This is a genomic window from Type-F symbiont of Plautia stali (assembly GCF_059731105.1).
Window position 1 is genome coordinate 14974 of sequence record NZ_AP035910.1, and the last position, 16873, is coordinate 31846.

Sequence of the window (16873 nt, forward strand, 5' to 3'; positions counted from 1 at the left end):
ATCGCACAGCAACTGCACCAGACATTAATGCGTTGAGTGTAAGTGAAAATCGCCGATTGTGGATGACGCGGCTGCTAACCGGCCGCGTCATCCCGGGATCAGGAACCGGCTGCGCCCGCCAGCGCACGGCCTCTTACTGCCAGCAGCGACACCATCGCCAGCACCAGGATGGTCATCCCGTAGCACCAGGCCGTCCGGGTCAGTCCGAGATGCGGCGCGACAATACCGGCGGCAATCGCGGGCAGGGCAAACGCGAGATAACTTTTGATCAGAAAGGCGGAGAAGAGGCCCGCGCGTTCATGACTTTCCGCTAACTGCATGATGATTTTCAGCACGTTAGCGAAAATAGAACCAAACCCCTGGCCCGCAAGGGCGGTGCCGATATAAAGCCAGGCCACACTATGCAGCGAAAGGCCGGTCAGCGTCACGCTCACGCCGGTCATCAGCATCAGCGTCCCGATGACCAGTGCGCGGGCGGGCGGCAGCGGACGAAAGAGAAAGACCGCTGCCGTTGCGCTCAGCATCAGCGTCGCAACAACCGAGCCGCCGATGAAGGGCGAGGTGAGCCCAGTGGCGTTTGCCACCATCGTGGGCATCAGCGAGAGGTAGAAACCGCCGAGCATCCAGGTGGCGATATTCACCGGTGCCACTTTTAACAACGGGCCGAGCGCACGGCGCGGTATGCTGACCTGAGGGCGCAGAGCGGCCAGTACGCCCGGCTGAGGCGAAATGGTTTCAGGGATAAGCGGCAGCAGTGCCATGGCAATCAGCATCAGTAACAACAGGAGTGCATACAGCGTTACGGTAGGATAGGGGGCCAGACTCACCAGAATGCCGCCCGCGAGGGTGCCGAGCGTCATCCCCAGAAACGCGGTAAACGAGTTGAGCAGCGGCCCGCGAGTTTTGCTGGCATCCAGCAGGCTGGCACCGAATGTCGGTAACGCAATTCCTGTGGCAAACCCCTGCACCAGACGGGCTGCAATCAGGGTTGTCGCCGACCCGGCGGTCATAAAGATCACCAGGGCAATGGCGTTGAGCGCCAGCGCCAGCAACATCAGCGGACGTCGTCCGGTATAGTCGGACACTTTTCCTACCGTCAGCAGCGCCGCCAGCAGTGCGAAAGCATAGGCCCCAAAAATCAGCGTCAGCATCGTTGGCGTCAGGTGAAAAAGAGTCCGGTAAAGGGGATAGAGCGGTGTGGGCGCACTGCTGGTGGCGGAGATCAGCGCGGCGCTGGTAAAGCTGAAGATCGTGGTGCGGGTTGCGGCCTGAGGCGTCAGAGCATGGGTCATGATAAGTCCCTTAATGCAAAATATTAGCTTTAAAAGAGGTATACGCCTGCTCAGGGCTTAATGCAATATTTTTGCTTTAACGAATCCTGCTGTCTGAATGACGCGCCTCTCCGGCGCGTTAATCATCTGACGCTGAGACGGCCAGAGGCGGGTGAAATGTGATTAAAACAGACTGAATAAGTATCTCAGAAACCGGGTTTAAGGAGGCCTGAACATGAAAATAGCGGAGATCGATCATATCCATTTGTACGTTGAAGATATTGCACAGGCCGAGCAGTGGTATAACGCGGTGCTGGGCTTTTCACGCGATGTTTCGCTCGGTTTCTGGGCTGAACAGGGTGGGCCGCGGGTTATCAGGAACAACAGAGCATCACTCTCTCTCTTCCTCAGAACCACCCAGCCTCCCGGCCATACGGTCGCGTTCAGCGTGGCCGCCCCGGCGTTCAGCACGCTGATTCCCGTCCTGAGAAAGAACAGCATCCCGTTCAGCATCAGTGACCATGAGGTGTCGATGTCGATCTATTTCAACGACCCCAGCGAAAATAAGATTGAAGTCACCTCTTACGACTACAGCCAGGCAAAGAGCATTCTGGCGCGCTTCGCCTGACGCTATCTCTTCCTGCTCTCAGCAATGAGCCTGCTGATCCCTGAAAAGCGATCGGCAGGCACGAAGGATCAATAGAGCGAATTCTTCAGGCGTTCTGGCAGCGCTTTGTCATAAGCGTCACCATCAATTTCCGCAATCTGCCGGAGAATGGAGCCGGTGCTGGGCAGGCTCTGCCGCGGGATCTGCGTTTTCACATCCCAGAGTCCGGCACGGAGAATCGCCCGGCTGCACTGAAAGAAAACAGTGTCGACGGCGATACGCAGCACCGTTTTTGGCGGCTGGTTGTTGACGGCAAAACGTTCCAGCAGCGCCGGATCGGTGCTGATTGCGGCTGTGCCGTTTACCCGCAACGTCTCGCCAATACCGGGGATCAGAAACAGCAGCGCCACCCGATTGTCATGCAGAATGTTGCGCAGACTGTCGATGCGGTTGTTGCCGCGCCGGTCTGGCAGCAGGAGTGTTCTGTCATCCTCGATGTCGATAAAGCCGGCCGGATCGCCGCGCGGTGACACATCCAGCCCGTCAGGTCCCGATGTGGCCAGGGCAACAAACGGCGAAGCGTCGATAAACGGACGATAGGCGGGGTGGATATGATCCGTCACCTTAGCGATCGACGGCCGGGCTACCGTGCCGTAAAGACGTTCAAGTTCAGTAAGTTCAGTGATGACGCTGCTCTGTTCCGTCATGTTGCTCCATCCTCCTCATCAGTCAGAATGTCCATGATGCCATGGCGACACGCCAACGTCCGGGCGCGTCAGATGAAACAGAAATTTAACACTAATAACCGCAGCGTCAGAACAGCTATGTTGTCATTTGTGATACCGGCCCGTCTGTAAAGCGCTGAAGGCACTCCGCTGCTCTCTCCTGAGAGGAGGCTGACCTGCGCGGTGTTGGTTACCAGAGACATTGCTGATATAAAAGTAAGCCGCGGCGTATTCCGTCCCTACAAGGAGCAGAAAATGTATTGGGAATCAAAGCGCTTGCTCTACAGATTTACCCGCCAGGAAGATATTGACGACCTCTTCAGAATCTACAGTGACCCTGAAACGCACAGATTTAATCCGCGCGGCCCGTGGCCCGACAGATCGTATGCTCTGCAGTCCATGGAGCGCATCCTGCAGGGGTACCGGGAACAGGGGTTTGGCGACTGGACGATATTTGAAAAAGCGAACCCGGAAAAAATTATCGGCTTTGGCGGCGTCTTCAGAAGCCAGTTCGATGGCCGTCAGACCAATAATCTCGGCTATCGTTTTGAGCCAGCCGCCTGGGGAAAAGGTTATGCCACCGAACTCTCCCGCCGGGCCATACGTTATGGCTTTGAAGAAGCTGAACTGAGCGTCATTACGGGTGTGGTGCGCGAAAATCATCTCGCTTCGCGGCGGGTGCTGGAGAAAGCCGGATTAACCTTCCTGAAAAAGGTCAACGATCTGGAGGGCTTCTCGCCGAGCCTGATGTTTACCCTGACCCGCAGCGACTGGCTCAGGGCAGGCAACGCGCCTTCCTCTCCCGGTAGCACGCTTTAACGCCTGTAAAATTTCAGATGCGGTACACTGCGACAATCCGTTAATGCAATTTCGTTGCTTTAATTTTACATCTGAAGCTGATGAGACAGGAGGAAAAGATGGCGAGGGAGATGGTCCGACAGGGCGGGCGCAGTGCGCGTATTCAGGCGGAAGTGCACAACACCGTGAACCGGTTGCTTGAGACGCTTGACCGCTCCGCGATTACGGTGCCGATGATAGCCGAACAGGCAGGCGTGACGCCCTCCACGATTTACCGGCGCTGGGGCGACCTGACGCAGCTGCTGGCCGACGTGGCAGTAGCGCGGATGCGGCCCATTGCTGAACCGGAAGATACCGGGTCGATGAAGGGCGATCTTACCCTGTTTATCCAGCAGTATGCGGAAGAGATGTCGTCAAAAGTCGGCCGCGACATGCTGGCCGACGTGATGAACAGTCATGCGGAGGAGGCCAGCCAGAAATGTTGCGGGTTTACCTATCAGCATCTTGAAACCCTGCACAACCGTGCTGTCGCGCGGGGCGAAGCGGGCTTCGACATCGATCGCGTCATGGATGTGGTGGTGGCGCCCGTCATGTACCATATTCTGTTCGGCGATCGTGACGTCTCTGCGGAGTACTGTGCTTCCCTGATTACGCGGGCATTCTGACGGCGGATCAGCGCTGAACAAACGGCAGAGCAGCTTCAGCGATCAGCTGCTGCAACAGCGTGCGCGCCGGATCTTCGCCCCGATCTGCGCGGGCGAGCGCGATGCCCAGCGTGCCAGGCGGGGGCAGCCGCTGTGATTCCGTCACCAGCCTGTCGGGCATACCGGCGCGGGTGCGGAGCGTCACGCCGAGACCGGCCTGCAACGCTGCCCAGATCCCGCTAAGACTGTGACTGGTAAACACCACCCGCCACGGAATAGCGGCTGCGTCCAGCGCGTCGATGGCACGCGAACGCATCACACACGGCGCATCAAACACCACCAGCGGCAATGGCTCGCCGCGCTGTAACATGCCCGCCAGGTCAACGTCCGGATGGTAAATCCAGGCTAACGGACACTGACCGATCAGCGGCGTGCCAGCCTGCGGTTCCGCCTGCCAGAGCAGGGCAAGATCCAGTTCATGACGCGCCAGCGCCGTAAGCAGTGGCAGATTTCTGTCGACGCGGGCGGTCAGCATCACCTCCGGGTGCTGCCGGTTAAAGGCGCCCAGAATCGCAGGCATCAGCGCCTCGCCAAAATCCTCCTGCATACCGATGCGTATTTCACCCTGCAATGCTTCGCCTCGCACGGCCCGCAAGGTTTCATCATTCAGTGACAGCAGGCGTCTGGCGTAGCTCATCAGCTGTTCACCGCTGCGGGTCAGCTGCAGGTGTCGCCCTTTTTTCATCACCAGTGCTGTTCCGCATTGCTGCTCCAGTTTTTTAAGCTGTGCGCTGATGGCGGACGTCGATCGGCACAGGTGCTGCGCCGCGGAGGCAAAACTGCCTGCGTCAATGCCCGCCACGAAACTGCGCAGCGCATCCATATCGAGACACTCGGGCACTTTATTCATGACTGTCCTGTTAACGTGGATGGTAGGTGCGGATTAATTTGATTTTCAGGATGATATCCTCAGGCGACACTCTCGCTGACAACAGAGGAGAGCGCAATGAAAAATTCACTGGATCGGGAAACCCTGGCGCAGCGCGCGCCAAAACTGGCTGAACTGACGCAGCAGGTGCTGTTTGGAGATATCTGGCAGCGCGGCGTGCTGTCTCCGCGAGAGCGCAGCCTGCTGACGCTGGCCACGCTGACGGCGCTGGGACGTGTGCAGCAGTTGCCCTGGCACCTCGATTTCGCCCGGCAAAACGGGCTGTCGCAGGAGGAACTGATTGAGAGCTTCACGCATCTGGCCTTTTATGCCGGCTGGCCCGCCGCGGTTACCGCCCTGAGCTATCTGGAGGAGAATGCCTGATGCCATTTACCCGGATTACCTTAGGTGAGAGTTACAGCGACACCGCGCTGACGCAACTCTCCATCCTCCTTCAGCAGGCGCTGGTTGCAGAATTTGATGTGCCTGAACGTGACTGCTTTCAGGTGACAGAAAGGCTGCCGGCCAGTCAGCGGGTCTTTGACCGGCACTACCTGAGCGGCGGGCGGAGTGACAGGTTTGTGCTGTTTCAGGTGTTGGCGGGCAGGCCACGCACCCGGCATCAGAAGCAGGGCTTTTATCGCGCGCTCTGCACGGCGCTTCAGGCGGAGATGGCCATCGACCCTGACGATGTGATGATCATTCTTCAGTTCAACAGCACCGAGGAGTGGAGCTTTAGCGGTGGCCGCATGCTGGCAGAGGAGGAGGCGCGATGATTGCGATGCACTACCGGTTTACCCTGCCAGCGGATTATGACATGGCGATCATCAAAGAGCGCATCAGACAGAATGGCGCCCGGCTGGAGGGATTTCCGGGGCTCGTGGCAAAGGCGTTTCTTTACAGCTGTCAGAGTGAAGGCACGCTGCATGAAAACCGCTATGCACCGCTCTATTTCTGGCAGGAGGCCAGTGCGATGCAGCGCTTCCTGCAAAGTCCCGGTTTTGCCACTCTGGTCAGTGACTTTGGCTGGCCGATCATCGAAAGCTGGCTGGCGTTAGAGGGGCACTCTGTGGTCAGGCATCTGACCGACGCGCGGTTTATGACGCTGAAGCGCTGGACGATCGCTCCCCACTCCGACCTGGCGGCACTGCCGGTCAGGGGAGACTTCAATGCCTGGGACATCAGCCGCTGGCAGGGCGTGGAGATCTCGGCCAGCGTTCAGCCTCCAGCAGACGGGCAGGAGAGCTATCGCATTGGCTACCTCGCACGCGGTGCTGCCGCGGCAGAGATGTTGCTTTAGCGATAGAGAGGGGGCAGTCTCTACAGCGCGAAAATGGCTTCAATCTCAACCCGCAGGTCAGGCGAGAAAAGGCCGCTGACCTGCACCAGCGAGCTGGCGGGGAGATGCTCACCATAATGGCGATAGAGCACTTCCCGCAAGGCGGTGATCTCTGCGAAAGAGGTGATAAACAGGGTGACCTTGATTAGCGCGGCAAGCGACGTCTGCTCAGCGGCGGCTATCACCTTAAGCTGAGCGAAAATGGCGTCCGCCTGTTCATCAATCGTTCCATTCTGAGCCGCTGTGCCGAATGCCGTCAGTCCTGACACGTAAAGTGTGGACGCATGCTTCACAGCATGCACATAGGGCGCTTTCACTTCGCCCAGCTGCGGATAATTTTTTCGTTCTGGCTGTGTCATCATCGATCCCTCGTTATCTGAATGATCTGATAATAACGCCCGCTATGGCTCAGCGCTTTAATAATTCCTGACAGGCCGCGCTATCTTCTGCGGCGCGCTGTTTTGCCTCGGGCGTCAGCTGCTGCCAGCGACCGATCACGCGGCTGCCCAGTGCGGGTTTATAACTGTTTTTCTGCAGCGCATAGTCAGAATTACTGCCCTCGATCACCTTTTGCATCTGCGGCGCCAGCTGCTGTTCATCATGATGACTGATGGCGCAGAACACGGCGATGTAATAGGCCGTCTCTTCATCACTCTCATGCGGCATCAGCCACCAGGCCGCGGCGGCCAGAATCAGCAGGAGGGGAAGAATGAATTTGAGTTTTGTCATGTCAGTCACGCGTTGGGTGAAAATCAGTCTGCCGGATAGGGCAGGACGCAGGCCGCGTATCCTGCCACAGAGTCTGCGCACGGGTCACGCCGTTCGGCAAAATTTATGTCTGGCCTGCTGATTATGATTACTGAACCCCGCCGATCTGGCATGCTGAGTTTTCATCCCTGAATCTGGAGAGCATCGTGAAAGTCATCGGTCTGTTAGGCGGTATGTCGTGGGAATCTACCGCGCTCTATTACCGCATACTCAATCAGCAGGTTAAAGAACGGCTGGGCGGCCTGCACTCGGCAGAGCTGGTGCTCTACAGCGTTGATTTTCAGCGCATTGAGCAGCTGCAGGCGGCGGGAGAATGGCAGCAGGCGGGTGAGATACTGGCCGACGCGGCGCGCAATCTGGAACGGGCCGGTGCGCAATTCATCGTACTCTGTACCAACACCATGCATAAAGTGGCCGCGCAAATCAGTGCGGCAACAACGATACCGCTGCTGCATATCGCCGACGCCACGGGACGCCGTATCCGGCAGGCGGGGTTGCGTAAGGTCGGTTTACTGGCGACACGATTCACCATGGAGCAGGCGTTCTATCGCGGGCGGCTTCAGGAACAATTCGATCTGACGGTGATCACGCCGGATGAAGAGGATCGTCACTTTGTACATGAGGTTATTTACCACGAGCTCTGTCTGGGCGAGATCAATCCCGCTTCGCGTCGCCGTTACAGAGAGATCATGGCGCGGCTGGTCGGGCAGGGGGCGGAGGCCATTATTCTGGGCTGTACTGAAATCACCCTGCTGGTGGATGCCACCGATGCCAGCGTCCCGCTGTTCGATACTACGCTCATCCACGCCGAAGAGGCGGTCATTCAGGCACTGGCCTGACGTCAGCGAGGAAAACAGATGAAAATTGAAAATCTGCCCTTTGGTCTGACCCAGTGGGATCAGATTGAAGAGACGGTCCATCCCGGCGAGCAGGGGCATGCGACCTGGCGAACCGTGAAGTTCAACGATATCCGGGTGCGGATGGTGGACTATTCACCGGGCTATGTCGCCGATCACTGGTGCACCAAAGGCCATATTCTGCTCTGCCTGTCGGGTGAGCTGCACACCGAACTGGCCGATGGCCGCCGTTTCGTTCTGACGCCGGGTGTCAGTTATCAGGTGGCAGATGACGCTGAACCGCACCGTTCCTTTACGTCAGCTGGCGCGCAGCTCTTTATCGTAGACTGAGATTGCGCTCCGGTGTTTCATCGCGTCGTTGACACTTTTAAAAGTAAACTGAATCTGCTTTATAAAAATCAGCAAAATTAATGGCTTATTTCATCAGAGTTATCTGGTTCTGACAGGAATTATTCGTATCAGGCTGTATGCTTTAGGTTTTATGGATTTATTGCAATCACCTGATGTGGGGTAGCCTGTGCTGATAAAAAAGAAGAAAGTGCGTTCGCATACCGAAGATCGACTGCTGGCGCTGGTGCTTGCCACCACCGCCGGTATCCTTAATGCCATGGCGCTGGGGGCGTTTGGGTTTTTCCCCTCGCACATGAGCGGCAACACGTCGCAGATCTCTGCCGAAGTTACCACCAGCGATCTCCACACCATGCTGTTTCTGATGGCACTGATTATTGCCTTCGTTTTTGGCTGTACCGTTGCGCGGCTGGCAGTGGTGGTAGGGCATAAATACCGGTTACGCACTATTTTCTGTCTGATCATTCTGGCGGAGGGGCTGGCACTGACGGCGGCCTCGATCTTCGAGCTGATGTACTATCGGCCCAGTTACAACGGAGAGATCCTGATCGTGCTGGGCTTCCTGATGGGGATTCACAACGCCACCTCGACGCAGCTCTCCAACGGACGTGTCAGATCGACCCACATTACCGGGACGCTGACCGATGCGGGTATTGCGCTGGGTTCATGGATTTTTGCTCACACTTCACATGCTGTACATCTTGAGACGGACGACCGTCGCTTTTTCCAGAAGGTGCTGCATACCCATCTGACCACGGTCTTCTCCTTCTTAAGCGGCTGTATCGCCGGACTGCTGCTCTTCAAGGCCTATGGATTTAATGCCATGGTTGGCCTGGGGGTTTTCCTGATGCTGGTAGCGCTGACGGCGATCGCCGTCACCGTACAGCGTACCCGCAGGGTGCTCTACTGACAGAAAAAAGCGCCGGCCCGGTGTCCTCTGTGCATCGGGCCGGTTGCTTACTGCCGGGTTCGGGTTGGCCGCACCACAATTTCGTTTACATCCACCTCTTCCGGCTGCTCAATCGCATAACGCACGGCGCGACCAATGGCGTCCGGCTGCAGCGCGATGGCACGATACTGCTGCATCGCCTCCGCCGCTACCGGATCGGTGATTGTTGATGCCAGCTCACTTTCGACCACGCCGGGGTGAACACAGGTGACGCGCAGCTCGCTGTTCTCCTGCCGCAACCCATCGGAAATCGCCCGCACTGCAAACTTCGTGGCACAGTAGACTGCCGCGGTAGGCGACACCGCCAGCGCGCCGATGGATGCGATGTTAATGATGTGACCACACTGGCGGGCCAGCATGGACGGCAGTACCGCCCCAATGCCATACAGCACGCCTTTGATATTGACGTCGATCATCTGATCCCACTCTTCCACACGCAGCGACGCCATCGGTGACAGCGGCATAATGCCGGCGTTGTTGATCATGACATCCACCCGGCCCCATTTCTCCAGCGCATAGTCAACGAACTGCGTGACGTCATCGCGGCGTGTCACATCCAGCGCTTTGATTGCCACCTCAGAACCATTAAAGCGCAGCTCTTCCGCCAGGGCAGCCAGACGACTTTCACGACGTGCACCCAGCAGCAGAATGGCATCGCTCTTCGCCAGTTCGCGTGCAATGCCTGCACCGATACCGCTTGATGCACCGGTAATTAAAATCACTTTCTGCGTCATCTTTTTTCTCCACTCAGGTTGTGAGTGGCGATCTTACGACGGGTCGATTATAAAGATAATCCACCAACCACTTTACAGACTGGTAACTGAAACTAACCAATGAACAGTGATAAAAATGCGCTCGAAATTTTTGTTATCGTGGCACAGACGCGCAACTTCCGGCTGGCGGCAGAACAGCTGGGCGTGACGCGTCCGGCCATCAGTCAGAGTCTGCGGCGGCTGGAGGACCGACTCAATATCACGCTGATGCAGCGCACGACGCGGTCGGTTCAGCTGACGGAAGCGGGACAGCGACTCTATACCGAAGTGGCCCCGGCCATCAGCGCGCTGAATCGCGCCGTTAACGACATTGCAGAACTGGCGGCAGAGCCACGAGGACAGCTGAGGCTGGCGATCTCCTCCATCGCGGAACGCATGCTGGGGGGCGAGCTACTGGCGAGCTTTATCACCGCCTATCCACACGTTGAGCTGGACATCACCGTGACCGATGAAGAGTTTGATATTGTCGGGCAGGGTTATGATGCGGGGGTGCGACTGGGGGAGGTGATTGCTCAGGATATGATTGCGGTGCCGGTCTCGGTTGCTCAGCGTCAGGTTGCCGTGGCGTCACCGCACTATCTGGCGCGTGCAGGGACGCCGCAACATCCGCAGGAGCTGGTGCATCATCGCTGCATCGGCTGGCGCAAGGAACCGGGCCTGGCCCCATACCGCTGGGAGTTTGCTGAGCAGGGGCGCGAGTTTGATGTTGCCGTCAATCCGCAACTGACGACCAATGATATGGGCGTGATGATCCGCACCGCCTGCGCTGGCGGCGGCATCAGTTTTGGGATGGAGGAAACTTTCCGGCCCTACATCGATCGGGGCGAGCTGGTGACGTTACTCGACGAATGGCTGCCCACGTTTGCCGGTTTCTATCTCTACTTTCCGAGCCGCAAAAATCTGGCTCCCAAGCTGCGGGCACTGATTGACCACGTCAGGCTGTCACCCCAGGCGGCACCGGTTCAGCGCTGATTTTTCATCCGGGAGGAGGCTATTCAGGCCGTCATGTTGTAACGGGTGATGATGTTGATTCTGGAGTAGGGCGCGGGTGGCTCAGATGCCGGCAGGAATCCATGAAACGCCAGCAGGGTTCTGAAGGCGTGCAGCGCATCGAGCTGTAAATTATGCTCGATCAGGGCATCGATTTTACCTTCCTGCAGTAGCGCACAGTTCTCGCGATCGGGATCGTGCCCGATGAAGGCGTTCAGCGAGCGCTTCTCTCCGGCGAAAGCGCGCAGAATGCCGGGGTTCCCGCCGCCCACGGTATAGACCGCATCTGCATCCGGATGCTGCTGCAAAAAGCGCGTCACCGACTGATGCATCCGCTCATCAATCCCATATCCGCCGGCTACCACGCTCACCTGATGCTGAGGAGCAAACTGCGTTATTGCACGCTGAAAACCGTCGATTCGCTCCCTTTCGCCGATGAAGTCATGGCTGCCGGTCACTGCCAGGATGTGCGAACGGGTCACCCGCAGCCATTTTGACATCAGAAAGGCCGCCACCTTTCCGGCATCAAAATTATCCATGCCGATGTAGCGCAGGCGCGCGCTGCCGGGCAGATCGCTCATCATGGTGACCACCGGCACTCGCTGTTTCAGCAGGGCTTCAAGGGTAGGGTAGAGCGCTTCAGCGCAGGCGGCTTTGAGAATGACCCCGTGACTGTGAAGCGCACTTTTATTCAGCAGCGCGTTAATCCCCTCTGTTGTGAGATTTGCCCCGAGGTGAAAACGCAGCTGAAGTTTAAACGCGGTAAAGCTGGCGATCTGGCTGCTGAGAGCCTCACGGATTAGAGGCTGGAACCGGTCAGGAGTATGCATGATGACGTCAAAATAGATCGTCCGCCCTCTGGCCAGTCCCGCTTTGTGCATCAGTTCCAGGTCGGCTATTGCCTGCTGAATGCGATGTTCTGTGCGGGCATGCACGTTGCCGCGCTGATGCAGCGCGCGATCGATGGTTGCCAGACTCAGTCCCGACTGGGCAGCGATCTGTTTCAGGGTGAATTTTGCCATGTGCCCGCCCATGATGCGGAGAATAAAGCCTGTTTTATCATACTGCATGATATTACCCGAATGGGTTATGTTGCAGTATGAGAGGTGGTGCAGGCTGGCAGAGAAATGAATAAGCCGGAAACGTGTAAATAAGCTGTTCAGCCGGGGCTTTATCGCCTGAATATAAGCAAAGCGATAACCCTTGTGCCGCCCTTGCTATTCAAAACGCCGTTGTTATCTTAGCCGGAAATAACGCCCGGGAGAATTCCTGGGTTGGTTAAATAATAGACATTCTGCCGCTTCGCTTATATTTCCGCTGGAACGGCTTTTTTGTTTTTTACTTCTCGCTAATGCTAGACTGTACATTCATACACCGTTGGGAGGTCGTGTGAAGTACGACAATGATAGCGAGATCCGTGCGCTGGTTGGCGCGGTAGTCAGTGATTTAATCAAGGCGGGAGAGCCGGTTAATTTTCACGACATCACGGACGCGCTGTTTCGCCTGAGCGAAGAGACGCGTGACAGCCGGCTGAAAGCACTGTGTCTGGAAGCAATCAGCTTCTTTACCCGCAAAATGCATTAAGGCTGATGGCACCAGTCAGGGGTGCCATCTCCAGTCTCATTTCTATTCTTACCCCGCTACCTTCACCTGGCCTGAAAATATCTGGCAAAGTATTCAGCGTTAAAGCTGAAAGGGCAGTCTGACCGTTCTCACCTGTTATTAGATATCTGATTATCACGCTGCGGTAACTTTTGCCGGAGAGAGGCTGCATTTCAGGCTACCTGTTCTCTGCATCATTATATTTGCAGCGCTCATAATCATTCATTCTGCCTTACCGGCTTCACAGGATAGGCGAAAGCGATACGATAATTAATATCAATTGTATTTTTATAAAGTCATCCGCTCTGACATGCAGGCAAAGGGCGTGATAATGAAAAGCCAGGAATAATCAATAATCAGCGATGGGGGAGAATGAGATACCCTGCGCTACCGATGCAGCGCAGGGCCGCCTGTCAGATGCCCGCATCGTCAGGTGTGCGGCCAACCACAATTTCCAGTGTCTTACGTAACACATCCAGCCTGACCACGTCAGAAGTGCATTCCAGCTCTGCAATCAGATAGAGGATGATAGCTTTATTGGTTACGCGTCCCTGGTCAGCCACAATGTCGCGAATGATTGCGCCCAGCAGTTCAGTTTCCTGAGCAAGCAGATCGCCTTCACTACGGAAATACTCAATGATGGATGAATCTGTTGAAGAGTGTTGCATGGTTATTCTTTCTCTAAAGAAAAGGAGTCAGACGCAATGGTTGAAGTCAAAAACGAGTGTAGACGCTGTTTTCGTTTTGCCCAGCCGGCCTAAAATTTTTTTAATATGGCTGCCGCTTCGCTTAAAGTCAGCCGCGCACATCAAATACGCAACATTTTTTCAATCAGTGCTTTTTGGAGCCGTCAGGCGGCCCGTCACTGTTCATACGATGTGCAGTATTTTCACGTTCGGTAACGTCACCCTTCACACGTTTGCGTGCTGCAACCATACCGTTGCGGACTTCGATGATAGCTTTGCGAATAATCGAACTCTTCGCGGCATCATCCTGAGCAGCAGCGGCCATCACTTCAAGCTGTGCGATCAGGGCATTGCTGGATACCGGTTTGTCTGACTTGAGTAATGTCAGAACGGCTTCGCCGATCATGACATCTGTCAGTTTCTCGTCTTCACTTCTGTACATACTGGCTTCTCTGATTACGAATCAATGGCCATGCTGCGGGCCCGTATCCGTCAGGAGGTGCGATTGCGGGCACCTGATACGGGGAGGCAGTACTGGGCTTCTTAACTAAACTGAATCTTCCTGAACGAGGGCTGAAAGCAGATGTCCTGAGTTACTCTGCGGGCCGTGGTAGGGCATTAATCTTCGCGGCGAAAAAGCATCGCGATCAATTCCTGCAAATGATTCTCTTGTTCTGGTGTGACGGCGAACTCAAGGCGACGCAGAAGCTTGCTACAGATCGCTTTACGACTGAGGCTTTGGCCTGCGCGCAGAATTTCAACGACAACCGTTCCCAGCGTCTCCTGTTGGGAAGGTGAGCTGGCCTGATTGAAGTAACGGGCAATGTCGCTGATCGTTTCCGGGCTTTGACCGTTCTGACGCATGTTGATGTCCTCGAGTGATTAAAAATGCCACGCTCTGGATATGCAAATTATACACCTTTCCAAAACTTGTACAGGATTTTGAATTTTTAGCGTTAATTTTTTTGTGCAAAAAATGCTATCGCTTTTAAAACAGCATGTTACGAGGATGTCAGGCGAGGTAAAAATTGTACCAGAATTTTGTATCGATATCACCCCCGGACGCTCCGACCTGTACAAGCAGGCCGGCAGGGAGATAAGTACGATGCTCAGTGTTTAATGACGATGTCATCCGCCGGGGCGGGAATGGCTGACTCTTTACCGAACGATCGGGAAAGCCAGTTTGCCGGAGCATTGCCGCGCGAACCGATGGTTTTAAAGCCCATCAGCCACTGACGCGCACATTTCAGTTTTTCAAGGCGAATCTCATTAACTTCCGAGTTAGCCATGACCTGTAGCTCATTTATCAGCAGTTCAACATTGACTTCCTGACCGGCAGTAAACAGGTTCATTGCTGCTTCGCCAATGATGACATTTGCTTTTTCATCGCTGGAAAAATACACAATATCCTCCTGGGTGATTGCGGTAAGTAACTTTAACTGTAGCAAAAAAAATTAAGAAACTTAATCAATTCAGCCTATCGATAAGATAATATTAATTGTCGATTTCCTGAACGGATAAAGTGTTCTGAGGCTCGTGCCATGACGGGCGATATCAGGCTGAATCGCCTTTTCCAAATCATCTTATTTTTGCCGATTCGCTTAACCCGCCCTCCTTTTAAAGCGAAACGGCATAAACAGCCTGTTTTCTGCCCGTGTGATTCTCACTGACTGATCCCGGGGTGCAGAAATAAAGCATTCTGTTTCATTATCTTAACGACGGTATTTACATAACTTCACATCTGACACCCGCCGCTGAAGAAACTTCACACAGGTGAGCTTTCGCACAGGTATAGCCTGTGCTATAAAAAATAGCTCAGGCTATTTATGTTCTGTTTTTCACCACCTCCGGAGAGCGCCGTATGGCCCCATTCAAAAAAATCACCGCGATATTACTGAGTGCGCTGCTGACCACACTGATGGCCACCAGCAGTAATGCTGCAGAAAAATTTAAGGTCGTGACGACGTTCACTGTCATCGCGGATATGGCGAAGAACGTGGCGGGTGAGGCTGCGGAGGTGACCTCAATCACTAAACCGGGGGCTGAGATACATGAGTATCAGCCAACCCCGGGCGATATAAAACGCGCGCAGGGCGCACAGCTCATCATGGCGAACGGCCTCAATCTGGAGCGCTGGTTTGAGCGGTTTTATCAGCACCTGGAGGGGGTGCCGGAGGTGATTGTTTCTGCCGGCATCACGCCAATCGGGATCGGCGAGGGGCCCTATAACGGCAAACCGAATCCACATGCCTGGATGTCACCGGACAATGCGCTGATTTACGTCGATAACATTCGCGATGCGCTGGTGAAATATGATCCGGCGAACGCGGAAACCTATCGCCAGAATGCCGCCGCCTATAAGCAGAAAATCAGTGCTGCGATCGCGCCTCTGCGCCAACAGATAGCCGGGATCCCGGAGAACAAACGCTGGATGGTGACCAGCGAAGGGGCCTTTTCTTACCTGGCTCGCGATCTGGGGATGAAAGAGCTCTACCTGTGGCCGGTCAATTCTGACCAGCAGGGGACGCCGCAGCAGGTCAGAAAAGTGATCGATCAGGTCAGGAAGCAGGGCATCCCCGCAGTGTTCAGTGAGAGTACCGTCTCCGACAAGCCTGCCCGTCAGGTCGCCAGAGAAACCGGCGCACATTATGGTGGGGTGCTTTACGTTGACTCCCTGAGTCAGGCTCAGGGGCCGGTGCCAACCTATCTGGATCTGCTCAGCGTGACGACGGAGACGCTGGTGAAGGGCCTTAAAGCCGGGGAGTCCGCGCAATGAAAGAGGCTATCGTGGTGTCCGATGTTTCCGTCACCTGGCGCAACGGCCATACCGCGCTGCGGGATGCCAGCTTCAGCGTGCCGGGTGGATCGATTGCGGCGCTGGTGGGTGTGAATGGCTCGGGAAAATCCACCCTGTTTAAAGCGCTGATGGGATTTGTCCGGCTCGCCAGCGGCAGCATCTCGATTCTGGGCATGCCTACCCGGCAGGCGCTGCGTCAGAGTCTGGTGGCCTATGTGCCGCAGTCGGAAGAGGTGGACTGGTCTTTTCCGGTGCTGGTAGAGGATGTGGTGATGATGGGGCGTTACGGTCACATGGGCCTGCTGCGTCGCCCCAAAGCGCACGACCGGCAGAGTGTGACGGAGGCGCTGGCGCGGGTGGATATGCTCGATTACCGGCATCGCCAGATTGGTGAACTTTCCGGTGGCCAGAAGAAGCGGGTCTTTCTGGCGCGTGCCATAGCCCAGCAGGGCAGTGTGATCCTTCTGGACGAGCCTTTTACTGGCGTGGATGTTCAGACCGAGGCCAGAATCATCAGCCTGCTGGGCGAACTGCGCGATGAAGGTAAGACCATGCTGGTTTCCACGCATAATCTGGGGTCGGTGACCGCATTCTGCGACTACACCGTGATGGTAAAAGGCACCATTCTGGCCAGCGGCCCGACGGAGACGACGTTCACGGCTGCTAACCTCGAACGCGCATTCAGCGGCGTGCTGCGTCACGTTATGGTGAAAGGGCTGGATGATCAGATTATCACCGACGATGAGCGTCCCTTTATTGCGCCGCGCGGTGCACACCGTGAGGGGCGCTGA

General features: G+C 55.9%; 24 protein-coding genes. 13 read left to right on the plus strand and 11 right to left on the minus strand.

Annotation, left to right across the window (positions count from 1 at the left end):
• Positions 1–98: 98 nt before the first annotated feature.
• The gene (locus AC6I7A_RS19500) at positions 99–1292 is read right to left on the minus strand and encodes an MFS transporter (protein ID WP_058957257.1); all 1194 of its coding nucleotides are present in this window, start codon (positions 1290–1292) and stop codon (positions 99–101) included.
• 214 nt (positions 1293–1506) lie between these two features.
• Between AC6I7A_RS19500 and AC6I7A_RS19505 the strand changes: the two genes are divergently transcribed.
• A complete protein-coding gene (locus tag AC6I7A_RS19505) occupies positions 1507–1899 on the plus strand; it encodes a VOC family protein (RefSeq protein WP_058957258.1) in 393 nt (130 codons plus the stop codon).
• Between the two features lie 68 nt (positions 1900–1967).
• Here the strand turns inward: AC6I7A_RS19505 and AC6I7A_RS19510 are convergent, their stop codons facing one another.
• Complete coding sequence (locus AC6I7A_RS19510) at positions 1968–2585, minus strand: pyridoxamine 5'-phosphate oxidase family protein (RefSeq protein ID WP_058957259.1); 618 nt, start codon at positions 2583–2585, stop codon at positions 1968–1970.
• Between the two features lie 273 nt (positions 2586–2858).
• On the opposite strand from AC6I7A_RS19510, the gene AC6I7A_RS19515 reads away from it, so the two are divergent.
• Together AC6I7A_RS19515 and AC6I7A_RS19520 are read left to right on the plus strand one after the other, a co-directional pair.
• Entirely contained in the window at positions 2859–3422 is a 564-nt protein-coding gene (locus AC6I7A_RS19515; RefSeq protein WP_058957260.1) for a GNAT family N-acetyltransferase, read from the plus strand.
• Positions 3423–3520: 98 nt separating this feature from the next.
• Positions 3521–4066: a TetR/AcrR family transcriptional regulator gene (locus AC6I7A_RS19520; protein WP_058957261.1), complete on the plus strand. Its 546-nt coding sequence runs from the start codon at positions 3521–3523 to the stop codon at positions 4064–4066.
• Positions 4067–4073: 7 nt separating this feature from the next.
• Here AC6I7A_RS19520 and AC6I7A_RS19525 read toward each other — a convergent pair whose 3' ends face one another.
• Entirely contained in the window at positions 4074–4955 is an 882-nt protein-coding gene (locus tag AC6I7A_RS19525; protein ID WP_058957262.1) for a LysR substrate-binding domain-containing protein, read from the minus strand.
• A 96-nt stretch (positions 4956–5051) separates the two neighbouring features.
• Between AC6I7A_RS19525 and AC6I7A_RS19530 the strand changes: the two genes are divergently transcribed.
• From AC6I7A_RS19530 to AC6I7A_RS19540, 3 genes are read left to right on the plus strand one after another with little or no spacing between them, the layout of a single operon-like run.
• Positions 5052–5357: a carboxymuconolactone decarboxylase family protein gene (locus AC6I7A_RS19530; RefSeq protein ID WP_046102826.1), complete on the plus strand. Its 306-nt coding sequence runs from the start codon at positions 5052–5054 to the stop codon at positions 5355–5357.
• Positions 5357–5749 (plus strand): tautomerase family protein, encoded by a 393-nt coding sequence (locus AC6I7A_RS19535; protein ID WP_058957263.1) that lies wholly within the window; start codon positions 5357–5359, stop codon positions 5747–5749. Before AC6I7A_RS19530 ends, AC6I7A_RS19535 begins: the two co-directional genes overlap by 1 nt.
• The gene (locus AC6I7A_RS19540) at positions 5746–6273 is read left to right on the plus strand and encodes a DUF4865 family protein (RefSeq protein WP_058957264.1); all 528 of its coding nucleotides are present in this window, start codon (positions 5746–5748) and stop codon (positions 6271–6273) included. Before AC6I7A_RS19535 ends, AC6I7A_RS19540 begins: the two co-directional genes overlap by 4 nt.
• 20 nt (positions 6274–6293) lie before the next feature.
• Here AC6I7A_RS19540 and AC6I7A_RS19545 read toward each other — a convergent pair whose 3' ends face one another.
• Both AC6I7A_RS19545 and AC6I7A_RS19550 read right to left on the minus strand, forming a co-directional pair.
• Positions 6294–6671: a RidA family protein gene (locus tag AC6I7A_RS19545; RefSeq protein ID WP_046102823.1), complete on the minus strand. Its 378-nt coding sequence runs from the start codon at positions 6669–6671 to the stop codon at positions 6294–6296.
• Between the two features lie 49 nt (positions 6672–6720).
• On the minus strand, positions 6721–7041 hold the full coding sequence (locus AC6I7A_RS19550) for a hypothetical protein (RefSeq protein WP_058957265.1): 321 nt from the start codon (positions 7039–7041) through the stop codon (positions 6721–6723).
• A gap of 185 nt (positions 7042–7226) precedes the next feature.
• Between AC6I7A_RS19550 and AC6I7A_RS19555 the strand changes: the two genes are divergently transcribed.
• The 3 genes from AC6I7A_RS19555 (at position 7227) to AC6I7A_RS19565 (ending at position 9195) form a co-directional block, all read left to right on the plus strand.
• The gene (locus AC6I7A_RS19555) at positions 7227–7919 is read left to right on the plus strand and encodes an aspartate/glutamate racemase family protein (protein WP_009092763.1); all 693 of its coding nucleotides are present in this window, start codon (positions 7227–7229) and stop codon (positions 7917–7919) included.
• An 18-nt stretch (positions 7920–7937) separates the two neighbouring features.
• A complete protein-coding gene (locus tag AC6I7A_RS19560) occupies positions 7938–8267 on the plus strand; it encodes a DHCW motif cupin fold protein (RefSeq protein WP_058957266.1) in 330 nt (109 codons plus the stop codon).
• Between the two features lie 187 nt (positions 8268–8454).
• Complete coding sequence (locus tag AC6I7A_RS19565; RefSeq protein WP_009092765.1) at positions 8455–9195, plus strand: YoaK family protein; 741 nt, start codon at positions 8455–8457, stop codon at positions 9193–9195.
• A 47-nt stretch (positions 9196–9242) separates the two neighbouring features.
• On the opposite strand, the gene AC6I7A_RS19570 is transcribed toward AC6I7A_RS19565, so the two are convergent.
• On the minus strand, positions 9243–9968 hold the full coding sequence (locus AC6I7A_RS19570) for an SDR family oxidoreductase (RefSeq protein WP_058957267.1): 726 nt from the start codon (positions 9966–9968) through the stop codon (positions 9243–9245).
• Between the two features lie 99 nt (positions 9969–10067).
• Here AC6I7A_RS19570 and AC6I7A_RS19575 point away from each other — a divergent pair, with 99 nt between their 5' ends.
• Complete coding sequence (locus AC6I7A_RS19575; protein WP_058957268.1) at positions 10068–10979, plus strand: LysR family transcriptional regulator; 912 nt, start codon at positions 10068–10070, stop codon at positions 10977–10979.
• 23 nt (positions 10980–11002) lie between these two features.
• Here AC6I7A_RS19575 and AC6I7A_RS19580 read toward each other — a convergent pair whose 3' ends face one another.
• A complete protein-coding gene (locus AC6I7A_RS19580; RefSeq protein ID WP_058957283.1) occupies positions 11003–12019 on the minus strand; it encodes a substrate-binding domain-containing protein in 1017 nt (338 codons plus the stop codon).
• Positions 12020–12386: 367 nt separating this feature from the next.
• Between AC6I7A_RS19580 and AC6I7A_RS19585 the strand changes: the two genes are divergently transcribed.
• Positions 12387–12581 carry a hypothetical protein gene (locus tag AC6I7A_RS19585; RefSeq protein ID WP_009092769.1) on the plus strand — a complete coding sequence of 65 codons (195 nt, stop codon included), beginning with the start codon at positions 12387–12389 and terminating at the stop codon, positions 12579–12581.
• Between the two features lie 431 nt (positions 12582–13012).
• On the opposite strand, the gene AC6I7A_RS19590 is transcribed toward AC6I7A_RS19585, so the two are convergent.
• The 4 genes from AC6I7A_RS19590 to AC6I7A_RS19605 all read right to left on the minus strand — a co-directional run bounded on the left by AC6I7A_RS19590 (position 13013) and on the right by AC6I7A_RS19605 (position 14688).
• On the minus strand, positions 13013–13267 hold the full coding sequence (locus AC6I7A_RS19590; protein WP_058957269.1) for a biofilm/acid-resistance regulator YmgB/AriR: 255 nt from the start codon (positions 13265–13267) through the stop codon (positions 13013–13015).
• A gap of 163 nt (positions 13268–13430) precedes the next feature.
• On the minus strand, positions 13431–13727 hold the full coding sequence (locus tag AC6I7A_RS19595) for a hypothetical protein (protein WP_058957270.1): 297 nt from the start codon (positions 13725–13727) through the stop codon (positions 13431–13433).
• A gap of 176 nt (positions 13728–13903) precedes the next feature.
• On the minus strand, positions 13904–14149 hold the full coding sequence (gene ycgZ / locus AC6I7A_RS19600; RefSeq protein ID WP_058957271.1) for a regulatory protein YcgZ: 246 nt from the start codon (positions 14147–14149) through the stop codon (positions 13904–13906).
• A 245-nt stretch (positions 14150–14394) separates the two neighbouring features.
• Positions 14395–14688, minus strand: a complete 294-nt coding sequence (locus AC6I7A_RS19605) for a hypothetical protein (RefSeq protein WP_009092773.1) — start codon at positions 14686–14688, stop codon at positions 14395–14397.
• 458 nt (positions 14689–15146) lie between these two features.
• On the opposite strand from AC6I7A_RS19605, the gene AC6I7A_RS19610 reads away from it, so the two are divergent.
• Positions 15147–16061 carry a metal ABC transporter substrate-binding protein gene (locus tag AC6I7A_RS19610; protein ID WP_058957272.1) on the plus strand — a complete coding sequence of 305 codons (915 nt, stop codon included), beginning with the start codon at positions 15147–15149 and terminating at the stop codon, positions 16059–16061.
• Positions 16058–16873, plus strand: a complete 816-nt coding sequence (locus AC6I7A_RS19615) for a manganese/iron ABC transporter ATP-binding protein (RefSeq protein ID WP_058957273.1) — start codon at positions 16058–16060, stop codon at positions 16871–16873. Before AC6I7A_RS19610 ends, AC6I7A_RS19615 begins: the two co-directional genes overlap by 4 nt.